17 protein-coding genes are annotated in these 16,976 nt (G+C 66.0%); 11 read left to right on the top strand and 6 right to left on the bottom strand.

Annotated elements, in window-relative coordinates; all coding sequences use genetic code 11:
* Positions 1 to 11 precede the first annotated feature (11 nt).
* Together CV023_RS07920 and CV023_RS07915 are read left to right on the top strand one after the other, a co-directional pair.
* Positions 12 to 1,379, top strand: a complete 1,368-nt coding sequence (locus CV023_RS07920) for an APC family permease (RefSeq protein ID WP_230744926.1) — start codon at positions 12 to 14, stop codon at positions 1,377 to 1,379.
* Positions 1,380 to 1,739: 360 nt separating this feature from the next.
* Positions 1,740 to 1,919 carry a hypothetical protein gene (locus tag CV023_RS07915; RefSeq protein ID WP_230744925.1) on the top strand — a complete coding sequence of 60 codons (180 nt, stop codon included), beginning with the start codon at positions 1,740 to 1,742 and terminating at the stop codon, positions 1,917 to 1,919.
* A gap of 346 nt (positions 1,920 to 2,265) precedes the next feature.
* Here the strand turns inward: CV023_RS07915 and CV023_RS07910 are convergent, their stop codons facing one another.
* Entirely contained in the window at positions 2,266 to 2,475 is a 210-nt protein-coding gene (locus CV023_RS07910; protein WP_230744924.1) for a hypothetical protein, read from the bottom strand.
* A gap of 173 nt (positions 2,476 to 2,648) precedes the next feature.
* Between CV023_RS07910 and CV023_RS07905 the strand changes: the two genes are divergently transcribed.
* The 6 genes from CV023_RS07905 to CV023_RS07880 all read left to right on the top strand — a co-directional run bounded on the left by CV023_RS07905 (position 2,649) and on the right by CV023_RS07880 (position 8,492).
* The gene (locus tag CV023_RS07905; protein ID WP_230744923.1) at positions 2,649 to 2,996 is read left to right on the top strand and encodes a PadR family transcriptional regulator; all 348 of its coding nucleotides are present in this window, start codon (positions 2,649 to 2,651) and stop codon (positions 2,994 to 2,996) included.
* Complete coding sequence (locus tag CV023_RS07900; RefSeq protein ID WP_230744922.1) at positions 2,993 to 3,469, top strand: HAAS signaling domain-containing protein; 477 nt, start codon at positions 2,993 to 2,995, stop codon at positions 3,467 to 3,469. The genes CV023_RS07905 and CV023_RS07900 overlap by 4 nt, the downstream gene beginning before the upstream one ends.
* A gap of 105 nt (positions 3,470 to 3,574) precedes the next feature.
* A complete protein-coding gene (locus CV023_RS07895) occupies positions 3,575 to 3,961 on the top strand; it encodes a hypothetical protein (protein ID WP_230744921.1) in 387 nt (128 codons plus the stop codon).
* A gap of 62 nt (positions 3,962 to 4,023) precedes the next feature.
* Entirely contained in the window at positions 4,024 to 6,510 is a 2,487-nt protein-coding gene (locus CV023_RS07890) for an ATP-binding cassette domain-containing protein (protein WP_230744920.1), read from the top strand.
* An 81-nt stretch (positions 6,511 to 6,591) separates the two neighbouring features.
* Entirely contained in the window at positions 6,592 to 7,821 is a 1,230-nt protein-coding gene (locus CV023_RS07885; RefSeq protein WP_230744919.1) for a sensor histidine kinase, read from the top strand.
* Positions 7,818 to 8,492 (top strand): response regulator, encoded by a 675-nt coding sequence (locus CV023_RS07880; protein ID WP_230744918.1) that lies wholly within the window; start codon positions 7,818 to 7,820, stop codon positions 8,490 to 8,492. Before CV023_RS07885 ends, CV023_RS07880 begins: the two co-directional genes overlap by 4 nt.
* Before the next feature lie 62 nt (positions 8,493 to 8,554).
* Here CV023_RS07880 and CV023_RS07875 read toward each other — a convergent pair whose 3' ends face one another.
* Both CV023_RS07875 and CV023_RS07870 read right to left on the bottom strand, forming a co-directional pair.
* On the bottom strand, positions 8,555 to 9,826 hold the full coding sequence (locus CV023_RS07875; protein WP_230744917.1) for a class I SAM-dependent methyltransferase: 1,272 nt from the start codon (positions 9,824 to 9,826) through the stop codon (positions 8,555 to 8,557).
* 81 nt (positions 9,827 to 9,907) lie between these two features.
* On the bottom strand, positions 9,908 to 11,278 hold the full coding sequence (locus CV023_RS07870) for an MFS transporter (RefSeq protein ID WP_230744916.1): 1,371 nt from the start codon (positions 11,276 to 11,278) through the stop codon (positions 9,908 to 9,910).
* Positions 11,279 to 11,480: 202 nt separating this feature from the next.
* On the opposite strand from CV023_RS07870, the gene CV023_RS07865 reads away from it, so the two are divergent.
* Positions 11,481 to 11,888: a universal stress protein gene (locus tag CV023_RS07865; protein WP_230744915.1), complete on the top strand. Its 408-nt coding sequence runs from the start codon at positions 11,481 to 11,483 to the stop codon at positions 11,886 to 11,888.
* Here the strand turns inward: CV023_RS07865 and CV023_RS07860 are convergent.
* The 3 genes from CV023_RS07860 to sucC all read right to left on the bottom strand — a co-directional run bounded on the left by CV023_RS07860 (position 11,863) and on the right by sucC (position 15,347).
* Entirely contained in the window at positions 11,863 to 13,008 is a 1,146-nt protein-coding gene (locus tag CV023_RS07860) for a threonine aldolase family protein (RefSeq protein WP_442859928.1), read from the bottom strand. The genes CV023_RS07865 and CV023_RS07860 overlap by 26 nt on opposite strands.
* Positions 13,009 to 13,262: 254 nt before the next feature.
* Positions 13,263 to 14,159: a succinate--CoA ligase subunit alpha gene (gene sucD, locus CV023_RS07855; RefSeq protein WP_230744914.1), complete on the bottom strand. Its 897-nt coding sequence runs from the start codon at positions 14,157 to 14,159 to the stop codon at positions 13,263 to 13,265.
* An 18-nt stretch (positions 14,160 to 14,177) separates the two neighbouring features.
* Complete coding sequence (gene sucC, locus CV023_RS07850) at positions 14,178 to 15,347, bottom strand: ADP-forming succinate--CoA ligase subunit beta (RefSeq protein ID WP_230744913.1); 1,170 nt, start codon at positions 15,345 to 15,347, stop codon at positions 14,178 to 14,180.
* Positions 15,348 to 15,543: 196 nt separating this feature from the next.
* Here sucC and CV023_RS07845 point away from each other — a divergent pair, with 196 nt between their 5' ends.
* Together CV023_RS07845 and CV023_RS07840 are read left to right on the top strand one after the other, a co-directional pair.
* On the top strand, positions 15,544 to 16,038 hold the full coding sequence (locus CV023_RS07845; RefSeq protein WP_269067197.1) for a MarR family winged helix-turn-helix transcriptional regulator: 495 nt from the start codon (positions 15,544 to 15,546) through the stop codon (positions 16,036 to 16,038).
* Positions 16,039 to 16,135: 97 nt separating this feature from the next.
* Positions 16,136 to 16,837, top strand: coding sequence for a GNAT family N-acetyltransferase (locus tag CV023_RS07840; protein WP_230744912.1), 702 nt, complete (start codon positions 16,136 to 16,138; stop codon positions 16,835 to 16,837).
* Positions 16,838 to 16,976 lie beyond the last annotated feature (139 nt).

The raw sequence follows: 16,976 nt of genomic DNA, 5'->3' as shown, positions 1-16,976 counted from the left end.
GAAGGACCATCATGCCCCGTTCCCACCCCACCACTGACCCCGACCCCGATTCCGCAGGTCAGGGACAGCTGCGACGAGCCCTCGGCGTGCCGTCCCTGGTCTTCTTCGGGCTCGTCTACATGGTGCCGCTGACGGTCTTCACGACCTACGGGATCGTCACCGAGATCACGGGCGGGCGGGTGCCGCTGGCCTATGTCATCACGCTGCTCGCGATGGTCTTCACCGCACGCTCCTACGCGAAGATGGCCGGCGAGATGCCCTTCGCGGGATCGGCGTACACGTACACGCAGAAGAGCTTCGGTGCGGGGATCGGCTTCGTCGCCGGGTGGGCGCTGCTGCTGGACTACCTGTTCCTGCCGATGATCAACTACCTCGTCATCGGCATTTACCTCTCCGCAGCATTCCCCGCGATTCCCAGCTGGGTCTTCGTCCTCACCGCGATCATCCTCGTCACCGTGCTCAACATCATCGGCATCGTGTCCGTGGCGCGGGCGAACATCGTCATCATCGCCGCCCAGGCGATCTTCATCCTCACCTTCGCCGCCCTCGGGATCTCCGCGATGGCCGGGACCGGCACCGTCGACCTCGCCGCCCCGTTCACCGGCGACGGAACCGCCGATGGCTTCGGCAATGTGATGGCCGGAGCCGCCGTGCTGTGCCTGTCGTTCCTCGGCTTCGATGCCGTGTCCACCCTGTCCGAAGAAGCGAAGGACCCGAAGACCTCCGTGCCGCGGGCGATCGTCATCGCCACCATCACCGGCGGGCTGATCTACATTCTCCTCTCCTTCCTCGCCCAGCTCGTCTACCCCTCGAACGACTTCGCCGACGTCGATTCCGGTGCCCTCGATGTCATGGCCGCCGCGGGCGGGCAGTTCCTCACGATCTTCTTCACCGCCGCCTATGTCGCCGGCGCCTGCGGCTCCGCGCTGACCTCCCAGGCCTCGGTCTCGCGCATCCTCTTCGCCATGGGTCGCGACGGCGTGCTCCCGAAGGGCTTCTTCGGTCGCCTCTCACCGCGCTTCCACACCCCGGTGCTCGCCACTCTCTCGGTCGGCGTGGTCTCCCTCCTCGCGCTGGCCGTCGACCTCGGGTTCATCTCGGAGATGGTCAGCTTCGGTGCGCTCATCGCGTTCTCCGCGGTCAACCTCTCGGTCATCAAACACTTCATCATCGACAAAGGACGGCGTGGAACCTCTGCCGTCCTCAGCTTCGTCGTTCTGCCTGGCATCGGCTTCTGCCTCACCCTGTGGCTGTGGACGAGTCTGTCCCCGCGGACATTGCTGCTCGGCCTGATCTGGCTGATCCTCGGCACCGGCTATCTCGCGTTCGTCACCCGCGGCTTCCGCCGCCCGACTCCTTCACTCGACCTGGCGGAGTAGGCACGACCGCGGTGATGATCACCGGAGACGGGGCCGAGGAGCGTCACCGACGATAAACAAATGGTTCTATGTACTCTTGTTGGGAGATGACCGGAATTGGCGCACTCCGACCCATAGCTCTTGGGGCGAGCATGCCGCCAAGCGACCGAAAGCACTGAAGTGATCAAAGCATTGGGGCGACAAGCGGCGAGATGGAAACGACTGTTCTCCCCGTGGCCTCTGGCTGGAGTCGGACTCGCGTTCGTCGTCTGTTCGTACGTCGCTAGATACCTACAGACTCACATTCTGAATGGGATTGCAGGAGGGCGGGGCTGCGCAACGCCTCCACCGGGAACCGAAGTCGCCTCATATGGAGTCACGATGAATCCGTTTCCCCCAGCAGCCGCTTGCCATCAAATGGTGAGTAGTGCAACCGCCACTTTCGACCAGGTCGAAACCCACTGGATCGCCCCCGCTCTCTTCCTGTTCATTCTCGCGGGCGGGTTCCTCATTGCCTCGTTGCTCGTCGCTATCTGTCGTTTGCTTCGTTTCTTCAAGTAGTTCCGCCAAGTTCTCGATCAGTTGTGGAAGTCAGGTGAACACCATGCCCGCGAACCACAATCCAGTGGTCCGGACGACGAGCAAACTACTCGATAGTGTCGCCTTCAGAGGAACCGGTCGGCATCCTCAGGTAGACATCAACTGGTAAAGCGACCATTGGCCACCCAATCATGGAGAATGCGGCCGGCCCTCGGCAGGCCCTGATGGGACTGGAGCGAACCATGGACCCCGGTTGAATCACCGTAGTCGCTGCACCACAACCGAGACGTCACACAAGGCCGCTGAGAATCTGATGCTCGGACCGCCCTTTCGGACGGCAGGTTCGACCATCAGACCTGTTCGACCATCAGACCTGAGTTCCAGAATCTCGCCGCCCCCGAAAACGGGCCAGGATCAAACCTGCCCCGAACGCCACAGCAATACCGAATATCACCCAAGTGACCCAGACCCGGCCGGATGAAACATGCTCGAACAAGCCCGGAAGCAGCAGGATGAAGATTCCCGCAAACACAGCAAGACCAAGCACGAGTCCGGCGCGGGCATAGGGCTTGGACATATCGACCTCACTCTGAGCCGAAACCGCCAACCACGGCCGTCGGCGCTTCACACATGAACACGTTCAGCACCAACCTATCGCCGTGCGGGCACTCACCCAAGCCGGAGCACCTTCCGAATCGAGCCATACCCCGCCTCTTGTAATAGTGTGTGACACACACTATCGTGTGACGTATGAACGAGGACGAAGAGCAGGCACTGGCGACCCACGAACAGGAGCTGCGGCGAGGCACCGTCGTCTTCGCCAGCCTCGTCGCCTGTCGTCGTCCGCAGTACGGGTATTCGCTGCTGACCACGCTGACCGAGGCGGGGATCGCCACCGAGGCGAACACCCTCTACCCCCTCCTGCGCAGGCTCGAGAAGCAGGGCCTGCTCACGGCCGAATGGAATACCGAGCAGGCACGCCCCCGCAAGTACTACACGGTCACCGACAGCGGCGCCGAAGTCGCCGCCGCACTCCATGCCAGGTGGTTGGACCTGAACACGAGCATCACGGAACTCTGGAAGGACGGCACCCCATGAGTGCACTCACCGAAACCTACGTCGACAACGTCATCGCCCACCTGCCCGAGAAGTCCCGCGACGACATCGCCGCCGAGATCACGGCTACGATCACCGACATGGTCGAGGACCGCCTCGGCGAGGCAGACCCCTCCAGCGACGACCGAGCCGCAACCGTCGAACGGGAAGTCCTCGAAGAACTCGGCGATCCGGCCCTGCTGTCCCGGGAGTACAGCAACGCTCCGCAGTTCCTCATCGGACCGAAGTCCTATCCGATCTTCATCTGGTCGCTGCGGTGGGTGCTGCCGGCGGTGGCGGTGCTGACGATCCTCGCCAACGTCGTCGTCCACATCGCCACCACTCCCGAGGTCCACCTCGGCGCGCTGCTGGGCCAGACCATCGGCAACACAGTCACCGCCCTCCTCACCGCCTTCGCCGTGATCACCATCCTCATCGGACTCGGCGAGCGCAACATGGACGGCGGTGCCACCTAGAAGCTGCCCGGAGGACGAGCGACCCCGTGGACCGTCGACGATCTGCACCGCAGGGACGCCGCAGCCTCCCAGACCCGCGCCGAGGCGGTCCTCAACCTGATCTTCATGGTCCTGCTTGCACTCATCCCCCTCATCCCGACCTCCTTGGTCTACATCGGCCACCTCAACGGCGGTGAGACGTTCGTCAATCCGGACCTCGGCACCGGGTGGCTGCTGGGCTACTGGGGTCTCCTCGCCCTCCTGGCCGTGATCGAAGTGATCAAGCTGGTCCGCGCCGCGGCGGGAACCGGACTGCTCATCACCGGCAGCGTCCTCGACGTGGCGATGGCGATCTTCCTCACCGTCGCTCTGCTCACGCAGCAGGTCCTCCACCCGGACCTGACAAACCCCGCCGGCGCCGAGGTGCAGCAGATCATCACCGTGATCGCGATCTGGGCCATCGTCATCTGGGATCAGATCAGCACGTGGCGGGCCCACCGCAGACACCCCTGAGGCCGGTACCCTGGACCGGGTGCGTCCCACCGCCGCACCCGGACCACAGGAAGGGGTCAGGCATGACCGAGCAGATCGGCATCGTCGGTGCCCATGAGCACAATCTGACCGGCTTCTCCGTCTCCCTCCCCCACCGGAAGCTCATCGGCATCTGCGGAGTGTCGGGCTCGGGAAAGTCGTCGCTGGCCTTCGACACCATCTACGCCGAGGCGCAGCGCCGCTACCTCGAATCCGTCTCCCCCTTCACCCGCCACCTGCTCGGGGCGGTAGCCGCCCCACAGGTCGACCGGATCACCGGCCTGCCGGCGGCGATCGCGGTCAAACAGCTGGTGACGACCCCACCGGAGAACTCGAGCGTCGGCACCCTCTCCCAGGTCTCGGACCTGCTGCGGGTGCTCTTCTCCCGCTTCGGCGACTACCCCGAAGGGCAGGGACGACTGCTCGCCTCGGCGTTCTCCCCGAACACCGTGGAAGGGGCGTGCTCGACCTGCGCGGCCAAAGGCAGCATCCACGACATCGACCTCGCCGCGGCGGTGCCCGACGGCTCACTGAGCATCCGCGAGGGCGCGATCGCCGCCTGGCCGGGAGGCTGGCTGGGCCGGAACTTCCGACACCTCGTCGAAGCCATGGGCATCGATGTCGACATCCCCTTCGACCGCCTGCCCGAAGAGACCCGAACCTGGCTGCTGACCACCGAGGACACGCCGTCGGTGACGGTCAAGCCCGAAGACATCGCCGACCACGTCGCCCGCGAATACACGGGCAAGTTCCGCAGCGCCCGCCGCTACCTCCTCGACACCATGGTCACCACCGGCAGTGCGACGGTGCGCGAACGCACCGAGGAATTCCTCAGCAACGAGACCTGCCCCGACTGCCACGGCAGCCGCATCAACCCCGCGGCTCTGGCGGTGACCATCGACGGCGCGAACATCGCCGAGGTGGCCGCGCGCAGCCTCACCGATCTGGCCCGGACGGTCCACCGTTCGATCACCGCCGATCTCGCGGCCGGGCCCAGCGGTGCGAAACGATTCACCGGCGCCGCCGATGAGGCCGCCCAGGTCCTCCTCGACGAACTCGACAAGCGCACAGACGTCATCGAGCGCCTCGGCGTCGGCTACCTGCCGCCCAGCCGCTCGGCGGCGACCCTGTCCCCCGGGGAGCTCCAGCGTCTGCGCCTGGCCGCCCACCTGCACAGCGGCCTGCACGGCATGGTCTACGTCTTCGACGAGCTCTCGACCGGTCTCCACCCCCAGGACACCGATCACCTCTTCACTCACATCGAAGCCCTGCGCGATGCGGGCAACACCGTCATCCTCGTCGAACACGACATGGAGATCGTCCGCCGCTGCGACTGGGTGATCGAACTCGGTCCCGGCGGCGGGGCACAGGGCGGGCAGCTGATGTTCTCCGGTCCCGTCGCGAAGGCACTGGAGGGTGAGAGCTCGACGGCGGTGCGGCTGCGCAATGCCGCCCCGACCGATCCGTGGCGGCCGCCGCAGGACTTCGAGACCTGGGTGCGCTGCGAGGGCCTCTCGGCGAACACCCTCGACGATCTGAACGTGGCCTTCCCAGTCGGCGCGCTGACGACGCTGACCGGCGTCTCCGGGGCCGGAAAGAGTTCGATCCTGCGCTCGGTCGCCGCGCTGGCGCGCCGGTCCGGGGCGGCCCCGCTCGACGGCGACGAAGACGGGCAGGCCGACGCCCACGCCGAGGCACGCCACGGTCTGGCCGGGGCGAGCGCGAGCGGGCTCGAGGCCTTCGACCGGGTGGTCAGCTTCGACCAGTCGACGATCGGCCGTTCGCCCCGGTCGGTCATCGGCACGTATCTGGGCATCTTCGACAAGGTCCGCAGCCTCTTCGCCAAGACCGACCTCGCCCGGGCGCGCGGCTTCACCTCCTCCCAGTTCTCCTTCAACACGGCGCGCGGTCGCTGCCCGCGCTGCGAGGGACTGGGGATCATCACCATCGACCTCGTCCACCTGCCCGCGGCTAGCGGCACCTGCCCGGAGTGCGAAGGTCAGCGCTTCACCCCGGAGACCCTCGAGGTGAGAGTCGATGACCTGACGATCGCCGATGTGCTCGGTCTCTCCATCGACGCAGCCGCCGCCGTGTTCGCCGATCGGCTCGGCCTGGAAGCGCATTTCGAGATCCTGCGGCGGGTCGGCCTCGGCGGGCTCCTGCTCGGCCAGACCTCGGCGACGCTGTCCGGAGGTGAGGCCCAGCGCCTGCGCCTGGCCGCTGTGATGCGGGCGCGGAAGACACGCGAGTCGACCCTGTTCATCCTCGACGAACCGGCCAACGGTCTCCATCCCGACGATGCTCGGGTGCTCGGGCAGCTGTTCCGTCAGATCGTCGACGAGGGCGATACGATCCTCATCGCCGATCACAATATGGAGCTCGCCGCCGGGTCCGACCGGCTCATCGACATCGGCCCCGGGCCAGGCCCCGAGGGCGGTCGGATCGTCGCCGCCGGCACCCCACACGAGGTGGCCGCGGCCGGGATCGGTGCGACGGCCGAGGTGCTCAAGGCGCGATTCGGCCCGGCCTGAGTCTGCGGCTACGTCGAGAAGCGACATCGCCATCCGCCTCGGGGCCTGCCCAAGCCGGTCTCCGATCCCTAAGCTGGTGGGATGGCACCGCGGAGAACCGACATCATCCTGGGCGTGGCGGTCGCGGTCGCGCTCAGCCTCATCATCGCCCTCGCCCAGACCGATGCGGACGCCGCGATCCGACCGCTGTCCTTTGTCTTCGCCGCAGGCTTCGGAGCGATCCTGCTGCTGCGAGGCAGCATGCCCCGGACCGTGGCCGTCCTCAGCGTGCTCGGCACCTTCGCCTACTACAGTCTCGATCTCACCCCCATCGGGGTGGCCCTGCCCGTGGTCGCCGCCCTGTATTCCCTCGCCGAGGTGGGGCTGACCCGGTTTGCGATCATCTCGGGCATCATCGTCGTCGTTGTCGCCACCGCCTTCCGGATCCGCGATGATTCCCTGCCGCTGGGCAGGCTGCTCGGGGCCGAATCGCTGTCGACGATCGCCCTCCTCTCCGCCGCCGTCGCGCTCGGCTATGCCGTGGCCACGCACCGCCGATTCGTCGCGGGGCAGACCGAGGTGCTCCGACTCCAGGACGAGCGGCTGACCCATCAGGCCGACGTCCGCCGGCAGCGCGAACGCGTGGAGATCTCGCGGGACCTCCACGACACCATCGGCCATCGTCTGTCCGTGCTCTCCCTCCATGCCAATGTTGGCATCGAGGCGCTCGAGAGCGGCGGCGACGCCGTCGCGACTCACGCACCGCTTGCCGACGAGGTGCGTCAGAGGGATGCGTCCGAGGCGCTTGAGCGGGTTCGCACCGAGGCCGCCGCATCGCTGACCGAACTGCGGTCGATGGTCAGGCTGCTGCGCACCGAGGGCGAGGACACCACGATGGCGCTCGACCTCGGCGGCATCGACGTCCTCCTTCAACGCGCTCGCACCGCGGGTCTCCGGGTCGATTCCCGTATCGACGTGAAGACCGGTGAGGTCCCCGCTCCGGTCGAAACCGTCATCGTCCGCATCATTCAGGAGGGCATCACGAACGTACTCAGACACGCGAGGGCAGGAGCGGTCGACGTCGCCGTCAGCGTCAACGGGAACGACGTGCTCGTCACCGTCGTCGACGACGGCGACGGTGTTGGTGACGGTGTTGGTGTTGGTGACGGTGACGGCGGGAATGGTGACGGCCGGGAACCGCAATCCCGCGGGTACGGTCTGCCGGGCATGCGCGAGAGGGTCAGGCTGATGGGCGGCCGCCTGACCACCTCGGCGCGGCCGGGGCAGGGATTCAGACTCGAAGCCCGAGTGCCGAGGAGGCTGCCGGAATGACCGGGATCATCCTCGTCGACGATCAGGAGCTCGTGCGCACAGGCCTGCGTCAGCTGGCCGTCCACGACGGCGATATCGACGTCCTCGCCGAGGCGGCCGAGGGCAGAGCCGGACTCAGCCACATCCGCCAGCATCGTCCCGACGTCGTGCTCATGGACATCCGCATGCCGGTCATGGACGGAATCACCGCGACCAGGGAGATCACGGCGGACCCGGCTCTGTCCGGGGTCAGTGTCATCGTGCTCACCACCTTCGACGATGATGATGACATCGTCTCGGCGATTGCCGCCGGCGCCAGCGGCTACCTGCTCAAGGACATCTCGCCGACCGAGCTGCGCCGGGCGATCCGCACCGTCGCCGCCGGAAATTCGCTGCTCTCACCAGCGGTGACGAACACCGTTCTGAAACGGCTGAGCCGGATGCAGGAACATACCCTGCGCCCCGAGCTCCTCGAGACTCTCACACAGCGCGAACGGGAGGTCCTCGCCAGGGTCGGGCTCGGGGAGTCGAATCAGGAGATCGGCGCCCGACTGTTCATCAGCCCGGAGACCGCGCGGACCTACGTGAGCCGACTGCTCGGCAAGCTCGATGCCCGTGATCGCTCGCAGCTGGTCGTCCTCGCCTACGAATCGGGGCTGGTCGTGCCGGGGGCTGCCGAACCGGAGGTGTGAGGGCAGTGTCGCCGGTGCCCACCGTTCGGTCGGTCTCCGCGCAGAGTGCTCAGGGCCGCCGGCTATCCCCGCCGGCTGGCGATGACCGTGAACTTCGAATTCCGGGCCAACTGCTCGCTGGGGCCGATGAGTGTGTCGAGTCGGTCCCGGTAGCGCAGGTGGGTGTTGAACACCGTGAGCACGCGTCCGCCCGCGGCTAGGTGGGCGGACGCGGTGCGCATGAGGTCTTCGGCGGTGTCCGTCTCGATCGTCGTTCCCTGGTGGAAGGGCGGGTTGAGGAGGATGAGGTCGAAGGGACCCAGACCGGTCACGGCCGGATCGGAGTCGCCCGCGGCGTCCCCGAGGGCGATATCAACGGTGTTCGGCTCCGCCGCGGCAGCGACCTCTGCGGTCGCCTGCGGCTCCACAGCACCGTTGGCTTCCGCTGTCGCCCGCGCCGAGGCGACCGCCGCCCTGGACACATCCACCCCGACTCCCGTGTCCGCCCCGGTGACCTGCAGGGCCGCACTGAGCAGCCAGCCGTTGCCGCAGCCGAGATCGAGCACCGAGTCGGGGGTCAACCCGCCGGCGGCCACCTCGGCGGCCAGGGCCTCGAGCAGCAGCGCCGAACCCTCGTCGTTCTTCACCCCGGAGAAGCAGGCACCATGGGCGCACACCTCGAGCGGCCCGGTGGCCGGGTGGTCGATGCGCCCGGCCTTGGGGAAACGGGACAGGCTCGGTGAGGACAGAGGCCGGCTGCCGATGATCATCCGATGCTTGCCGACTCCGGGTGAGACGTCGACCCGGGCGAAGCCGCGCGCAAGTTCCTTGTTGATCGCTCTGCTCATCGTCTCGCTGCGGCCGATGACGATGAGCGTGGACACGTGCGGTTGGAGGGCGGCGAGGGTCTCGGCCAGGGAGTTCATCGCCTTCGGAGCGTTGACGACCGCCCAGGTCTCGCGGTCTGTCGGTGCAGCCGCGGTCACTCGCGCACCGAGGTCCGAGAGTCGCTCGACCCCCTCGGCGTTGGGGGCGACCTCGGCGACCCTGCGCGCTTCATCGATGCGGTCGTTGTACGTCCTCAGCTCGACGAATTCACTCAGCAGCGCCGCTTGCAGGCCCTGGGCGTCATCGACGACGATGATCTCGTGCGGGACCTCGGCGGCCGCCTCGGCGTCGATGAACATCCCTTCCGTGTCCCGACCCGAGACATCGAGGTCACCGCTGCGGCGGCCGAGCACGTATTCGGCCAGCAGCCGCGCCTGAGGCAGGCCGGGACGGTCGGCGAGATCTGCCGTCAGCTCGCGGCTGCGTTCGGCGGCGGGGGAACCAGGAGGCAGCAGAGAGGCAGGCATCCGAACAGTCTAATCGGACTGGCCGGATGCCTGCCTCCACAGTGCCGATGTCATCGTTCGGCGCGTTCGGATCTCCCGGGTTCAGCCCTTGATGCGCTGGTAGGCCGAGGAGCCGGCGTTGTCGATCGTCGAGTGTTTGCGGTTGTCATGCATGTAGAGCACGGCGACGAAGCTGCCGATCGCGATGATGACGACGTAGAAGGCGAACCAGGGGCCGATGCCGGCGTTGCGGAACCACAGGGCGACGTACTCGGCCGATCCGCCGAAGAGGGAGTTGCCGATCGCGTAGGTGAAGCCGACGCCGATGCCGCGGATGTGGGCGGGGAACATCTCGGCTTTGACGATGCCGGAGATCGAGGTGTACATGCTGATGAACGCCATCGCGACGACGATGAGGATGCCGGCGGTGACGATGGACTCGGCCTTGCCGATCATGTTCAGCAGCGGGATCGGCAGGGCGATCATGCCGATGACGAAGATGAGCATGTTGTTCTTGCGCCCGATCTTGTCGGAGATCTTACCGGCGATGGGCTGCATGACGATGAAGATGAGCAGGCAGATGGTCATCAGGTCGGCGATCGAGCCCTTGTTGAAGATCTCTTCGCCGGGGGTGCCTTCGTTCTGCAGCAGCAGGTACTTCTGCATGTAGGTGGTGAAGACGTAGAAGACGAGCGAGCCGACGCAGGTGATGCCGAGGACGACGAAGAACGCCCGCGGGTGGCGCAGCACCTCGCGGAAGCTGCCCGAGTTCTCGTTCTTCCGGGTGTCCGCCGAGGTGGTCTCCGCGAGTCCGCGGCGCAGCCAGAGTGAGACGACGGCGGCAGCGGCGCCGATGACGAACGGCAGTCGCCACCAGCCGGCCTCGATGTCCTCGGTGCCCAGCGTGTGGGTCATGATGACAGCGAGGAGGCTGGCCAGCAGCTGTCCGCCGATGAGGGTGACGTACTGGAAGGAGGAGTAGAAGCCGCGCTTTCCTTCGGTGGCGACCTCGGACATGTAGGTGGCGGTGGCACCGTATTCGCCGCCGACGGCCAGGCCCTGGATCATGCGGACGATGAGGAGCAGGATGGCCGCGAACGAACCGACCTGGTCGCTCGTCGGGAGGATCGCCATGCACAGGGATCCGGCGCACATGAGCAGAATCGAGATGAGCATGGAGTTCTTGCGCCCGAGGCGGTCCGCGGCACGGCCGAAGACGTAACCGCCGATGGGGCGCATGAGGAAGCCGACGAAGAAGACACCGGCCGCCTGCATGAGGGAGAGCGCCTGGTTGTCGGCGACGAAGAACTGGTCGGCGAAGTAGACGCTGAAGAAGGCGTAGATGTAGAAGTCGAACCACTCGACGAGGTTGCCCGAGGAGGCCGCGATGATCGACTTCACCGTCTGCCATTCGGATTTCGGAGCCCCCGTGGAGCCGGTTCCGGCGCCGGATGTCTGTCTGTTCTCAGCCACGCGCTGTTCTTCTTTCCCTACGACAAGTTGAGTTTGTGCCGGAGGTAACCATACTCCTTCTCAGCCAGTGCCGACCAATCGTTCAGTAAGCGGTCAGCGACGCGCGGATCCTTCGTCTCGGAGGTGCACCGATGCCACCTGCGACCCGGGTGATGTGCTACTAATTGAGAGTGCTTCGTCCGATGTCGTACCAGGAGAGATCATGACAATTCTCGTCGGTTATTCCCCCTCGCCCGAAGGCAAGGCCGCAGTCGCGTTCGGCATCGAACAGGCTCGCGCCTTCGATGACACCGTGATCGTGCTCAATGCCGGAATCGGCGAGACCCCTGACGAACGCGGTGTGGCGACGAACAAGGACATCGACGAGCTCAAGTCGACCCTGCAGGCCTCCGAGGTCTCCCACGAGATCCTCCAGTTCCTCCGCGGAAATGATCCCGTCGAAGAGCTTCTGGCCCTCGCCGAGGCGGCCGATGACACCCGTATGATCGTCATCGGATCGCGTCGCCGCTCCCCCGTCGGCAAACTCATCATGGGCTCGACCGCTCAGCGCATCATCCTCGACTCCGAAGTCCCCGTCGTCTCGGTCAAGGCCGACCGAAAGAAGAAGTAGACCCGGCGATCGCCGCGACGAGGGCGGCGACGTCCTCGTCGGTCGTGTCGAAGGCGCACATGAGGCGCACGATGCCGCGTTCCATGGGCCAGTCCGCGAAGGCGAACCGCTGCCGCGCCCGCGCCGCCACCTCGGCGGGCATACGGACGAAGACGACGTTCGACTCGACCTTCTGCACCACCGACAGTCCGGGGATACGGCCGGCGGCCTCCACCTCGGCGAGGGATTCGGCCAGTCTCTGGGCCATGGCGTTGGCGTGGTTCGCCGAGGTCCGCCACAAGTCACCATCGTAGAGGGCATTGAGCTGGGCGGAGAGGAAGCGCATCTTCGAGGCCAGCTGCAGGTTCATCTTCCGCAGGAAGCGCATACCCTGGCCGATCTGGGGATTGAGGACGACGATCGCCTCGGCGCCGAGGAGTCCGTTCTTCGTCCCGCCGAGGCTGATGATGTCGACGCCGGTCGCCGTGGTCAGCGATCCGAGCTCCGTATCGAGGTAAGCGGCGGCATTGCCCAGCCGGGAGCCGTCGACGTGGACGATCATGCCTTGGTCGTGGGCGAAGTCCGCGATCTGCGCGATCTCCGCCGGCGTGTAGCTCGTGCCCCACTCGGTCGATTCGGAGATGCTCACGGCCAGGGGCTGCGCGTTGTGCTCGTTGCCGCGGCCGAGGACTGCGCCCTCGATGATCTCGGGAGTGAGCTTGCCGTCGGGAGTGGGCGCGCCGATGATCTTGAGCCCGCCGACCTTCTCCGGGGCCCCGGTCTCGTCGTAGTTGATGTGCGCGGATTCGGCGGTGATGACGGCCGCCCACCTGGGCAGCGCCGACTGCAGGGCGAGCACATTGGCGCCGGTGCCGTTGAAGACGGGGAACGCCTGCGCCTCCGGGCCGAAGTGGCCCTTCATCACCTCGTGGAACCGCGCCGTCCAGGGGTCCCCGCCGTAGCCGGGGGTGTGGCCGACATTGGCCTCGGCGATCGCGGCGATGACTTCGGGATGGGCCCCGGCCCAATTGTCCGAGCCGAAGTTGCGGGGGTGCGCCTCCGAGTTCGGGTCGACGGCCGGTGTCGTGGTCACGGGTTCGCCGCCGCTGGGCTGCGCTGTTGTCTGTGTGTCCTCATTCACAGCTACAGCGTAGCGCCACTTCACCTCTCGCCGGTCACCACGGTCAGGGGTCGGTCAGCTGCGCTGGAAGATTCAGCTGTGCTGAGAACCTGGCGAATCTCGAGTGGCAGTCCCGGGCGAAGCCTCTGGACATGCAACAGCGCGGTCAAAGTGCAATTGTCCAGAACCAGTTCTGCACATTGACACTCTGACCGCGCTGTTATCGCGAACGCTCGTCTGATGCCGAGCGCGCCGCTATACGGTGAGGGCTTACCTCAGGCGAGGAGTTCGCGCATGAGCTCGGCGGTCTCGGTCGGGGTCTTGCCGACCTTGACGCCTGCAGCTTCGAGCGCTTCCTTCTTCGCCGCTGCGGTTCCCGAGGAGCCGGAGACGATGGCGCCGGCGTGGCCCATGGTCTTGCCTTCGGGAGCGGTGAAGCCTGCGACGTAGCCGACGACGGGCTTCGACACATTGTCCTTGATGTAGGCGGCGGCACGCTCTTCGGCGTCTCCGCCGATCTCGCCGATCATCACGATGGCTTCGGTCTCGGGATCGTTCTCGAAGGCCTCGAGGGCATCGATGTGCGTGGTGCCGATGACCGGGTCGCCGCCGATGCCGATGGCGGTGGAGAAGCCGAGGTCACGCAGCTCGTACATCATCTGGTAGGTCAACGTGCCGGACCTGGAGACCAGTCCGAGCTTGCCCTTCTTCGTGATGTTGGCGGGGATGATGCCGGCCAGCGAAGCCTCGGGCGAGATGATGCCCGGGCAGTTGGGTCCGATGATGCGGGTCGCATTGTCTGCGGCCTGCGCACGGGCCCACACCTCGGCGGCGTCCTGGACCGGAATGCCCTCGGTGATGATGACGAGCAGACCGATACCCGCGTCGATGGCTTCGATGGCCGCGTCCTTGGAGAAGGCCGGCGGCACGAAGGCCACGGACACATCGGCGCCGGTGGCTTCCATCGCTTCGGAGACCGAACCGAAGACAGGCAGCTCGACCTCGTTGCCGTCCTTGTCGGTGTGCGTCACGGTGGTGCCGGCCTTGCGGGCGTTGACACCGCCGACGACGTTCGAGCCGGCTGCGAGCATGCGCGCAGTGTGCTTGGTTCCCTCGCCGCCGGTGATGCCCTGGACGATGATCTTCGAATCGGAATTCAGGAAGATAGACATTGGTGTAAAGACCTTTCCTTACTTGGCAGCAGCCAGTTCGGCGGCCTTGTCGGCTCCACCGTCCATGGTGTCGGTCAGGGTGACGAGCGGGTGAGCGGCCTTCTCGAGGATGGCCCGGCCCTCTTCGACGTTGTTGCCGTCGAGGCGGACGACGAGCGGCTTCGTGGCCTGATCACCGAGGATCTCGAGGGCCTTGACGATGCCGTCGGCCACTGCGTCACACGCGGTGATGCCGCCGAAGACGTTGACGAAGACGGACTTCACCTGGTCATCGCCGAGGATGACGTCGAGTCCGTTGGCCATGACCTCGGCCGAGGCGCCGCCGCCGATGTCGAGGAAGTTCGCGGGCTTGACGTTGTCGTGGTTCTCACCGGCGTAGGCGACGACGTCGAGGGTCGACATGACGAGTCCTGCACCGTTGCCGATGATTCCGACCTCACCGTCGAGCTTGACGTAGTTGAGGTCGAGCTTCTTGGCCTTGAGTTCGAGGGGGTTCTCCGCGCTGATGTCGCGCAGCTCCTCGTGCTCGGGGTGACGGAAGTCGGCGTTCTCATCGAGAGAGACCTTTCCGTCGAGGGCGAGGATGTCACCGGCACCGGTCTTGACCAGCGGGTTGACCTCGACGAGGGTGGCGTCCTCGGACTCGAAGACGGTCCACAGGCTCGACAGCACGGGGGCGACCTTCGCAGCGGTGTCGGCATCGAAGCCGGCGGCCTCGGCGATCTCTTCGGCCTTCGCGGCGTCGATTCCATCGATGGCTGAGACGGGGATCTTGGCGAGCGCTTCCGGGCGTTCCACGGCGAGCTGCTCGATCTCCATTCCGCCTTCCTTGGAGCACATGGCCAGGTAGGTGCGGTTGGAACGGTCGAGCAGGACGGAGAAGTAGTACTCTTCGGCGATGTCCGCACCTTCGGCGATCATCACCTTCTCGGTGATGTGGCCCTTGATGTCGAGGCCGAGGATGTCCTTGGCGCGGGCTTCTGCCTCATCGGGGTTCTTCGCGACCTTGACGCCGCCGGCCTTGCCGCGGCCGCCGATCTTGACCTGAGACTTGACGACGACGACTCCGCCGCCAAGTTCTTCGGCTGCCTTCTTCGCTTCTTCTGGTGTCGTCGCGACCTGGGCCTTGAGCACGGGCACTCCGTGCTTCTCGAACAGGTCACGTGCTTGATACTCGAAAAGATCCACGTGTATTCCTTCGTTTCTGCTGCCGGGTCTTTTGGCCCCGCAGGTTCGTTGACGGATGCAACAACCACGCACCACCTTATTCCCAAAGGCACCCGAGCTTCCAAATGTGCTGATCAAATCCTGGAAGGAGTAAGGAATCTCTCGTCAATAAGTATCTTTGGCGTCAAGATTCTTGATCTGGACGTAAAATCGGATCATGGACGAGGTCGATCGAATAGTCGCAGCGTGGCGTCACGAGCGCCCCGATCTCGATGTCTCACCGATGGAGATCCTCTCCCGGGTCTCGCGTCTGTCCCGGCAACTGGATCTGGCCCGGAAGACGAGCTTCACCGATTACGGCATCGAGGGGTGGGCCTTCGACGTGCTCTCCGCTCTCCGTCGCTCCGGGGAGCCCTACCAGCTCTCGCCGTCGACGCTGCTCCAGGAGACTCTCGTGACCAGCGGCACCATGACCAACCGCATCGACCGACTCGTCACTCGCGACTGGGTCGAACGTCTGCCCGATCCGGGTGATCGCCGAGGCGTGCTGGTCCGGCTGACCGCATCGGGTCGCGCCACGGTCGATTCGGCTCTGGCCGATCTGCTCGTCAAGGAGCGCGAGATCCTCGACGGTCTGACCCCGGCCGGTCGACGCAAGCTCGCGTCCCTGCTGCGCGAGCTCTCCACCGGCTTCGACAGCGACGAGGACTGACGGCCTGAGGACTGACGGCACGAGCCGCTGCCGTGGCAGCGGGGCACCGCTTCCACACCACGGACGAAAGACTGCACCTTCGACGAAAGGACGGACGATGACCGACACCAGCAAGGACGGCGAGCTCGGCACCTGGACCGGGGTTCAGCCACCTCGGCGCGAGACGATCCACGGTCGCTATATCGACCTCGAACCTCTCGACCCGGCCCGACACGGCGACACCCTGTTCGCCGCGACCTCCGCCGAAGGCGTCGAAGACCGATTCCGCTACCTGCCCGAAGAGCCGCAGACGCGGCGTGAGGATTTCGATCCCTGGATCGCCGAGGCGGCCGCCTCCCCCGATCCCCTGTTCTTCGCCGTCGTCGACCGTGCCACCGGACGCGCTGAGGGACGCCAGGCGCTCATGCGCATCGACGCGGTCAACGGGGTCATCGAGATCGGCAACATCCTGTGGGGTCCGGCCCTGTCGCGGACCCGCGCGGCCACCGAGGCCCTGTTCCTCTTCGCCGCTCTCGCCTTCTCCGCCGGTTATCGACGCTTCGAGTGGAAGTGCAACGATGAGAACGTCCCCTCGAAGCGCGCCGCCGAACGCTTCGGCTTCACCTTCGAAGGACTCTTCCGCCGGCACATGATCGTCAAAGGCCGCAACCGGGACACCGCGTGGTTTTCGATCATCGACTCCGAATGGCCTGCCCTGCGTGCCGCCTATCTTGAGTGGCTCGACGAGGCGAACTTCGACGAGGCCGGAGTGCAGAAGGCGGGTCTGCGCGAACTCATCGCCGCGCACCGCGACTCCTGAACCGCCTCGGTCCCGCCCACGCATCGGTCGGGCCGGGGTCAGCGCGTCGGATCCGCCCACGCCACTGGCCGTTCCGGGGTCAGCGCGTCCGATCGCTGTGGTCCAAGCGCATCGGATCAGCCCCGTCTCAGCGCGTCCG

The sequence above is a fragment of the Brevibacterium sp. CCUG 69071 genome, assembly GCF_021023135.1.
In the GTDB taxonomy this organism is placed as follows: domain Bacteria; phylum Actinomycetota; class Actinomycetes; order Actinomycetales; family Brevibacteriaceae; genus Brevibacterium.
The sequence above is the reverse complement of the archived record's forward strand: the minus strand, read 5'-3'. Positions and strand labels throughout refer to the sequence as shown.

Coding starts and splice junctions, on each gene's coding strand:
- CV023_RS07900 (WP_230744922.1), top strand. CDS start 2,993: ATGAGTGCACTCACCGAAACCTACGTCGACAACGTCATCGCCCACCTG.
- CV023_RS07885 (WP_230744919.1), top strand. CDS start 6,592: ATGGCACCGCGGAGAACCGACATCATCCTGGGCGTGGCGGTCGCGGTC.
- CV023_RS07875 (WP_230744917.1), bottom strand. CDS start 9,826: ATGCCTGCCTCTCTGCTGCCTCCTGGTTCCCCCGCCGCCGAACGCAGC.
- CV023_RS07915 (WP_230744925.1), top strand. CDS start 1,740: ATGAATCCGTTTCCCCCAGCAGCCGCTTGCCATCAAATGGTGAGTAGT.
- CV023_RS07895 (WP_230744921.1), top strand. CDS start 3,575: ATGGTCCTGCTTGCACTCATCCCCCTCATCCCGACCTCCTTGGTCTAC.
- sucD (WP_230744914.1), bottom strand. CDS start 14,159: ATGTCTATCTTCCTGAATTCCGATTCGAAGATCATCGTCCAGGGCATC.
- CV023_RS07865 (WP_230744915.1), top strand. CDS start 11,481: ATGACAATTCTCGTCGGTTATTCCCCCTCGCCCGAAGGCAAGGCCGCA.
- CV023_RS07905 (WP_230744923.1), top strand. CDS start 2,649: ATGAACGAGGACGAAGAGCAGGCACTGGCGACCCACGAACAGGAGCTG.
- CV023_RS07920 (WP_230744926.1), top strand. CDS start 12: ATGCCCCGTTCCCACCCCACCACTGACCCCGACCCCGATTCCGCAGGT.
- CV023_RS07890 (WP_230744920.1), top strand. CDS start 4,024: ATGACCGAGCAGATCGGCATCGTCGGTGCCCATGAGCACAATCTGACC.
- CV023_RS07910 (WP_230744924.1), bottom strand. CDS start 2,475: ATGTCCAAGCCCTATGCCCGCGCCGGACTCGTGCTTGGTCTTGCTGTG.
- CV023_RS07880 (WP_230744918.1), top strand. CDS start 7,818: ATGACCGGGATCATCCTCGTCGACGATCAGGAGCTCGTGCGCACAGGC.
- CV023_RS07845 (WP_269067197.1), top strand. CDS start 15,544: ATGGACGAGGTCGATCGAATAGTCGCAGCGTGGCGTCACGAGCGCCCC.
- CV023_RS07840 (WP_230744912.1), top strand. CDS start 16,136: ATGACCGACACCAGCAAGGACGGCGAGCTCGGCACCTGGACCGGGGTT.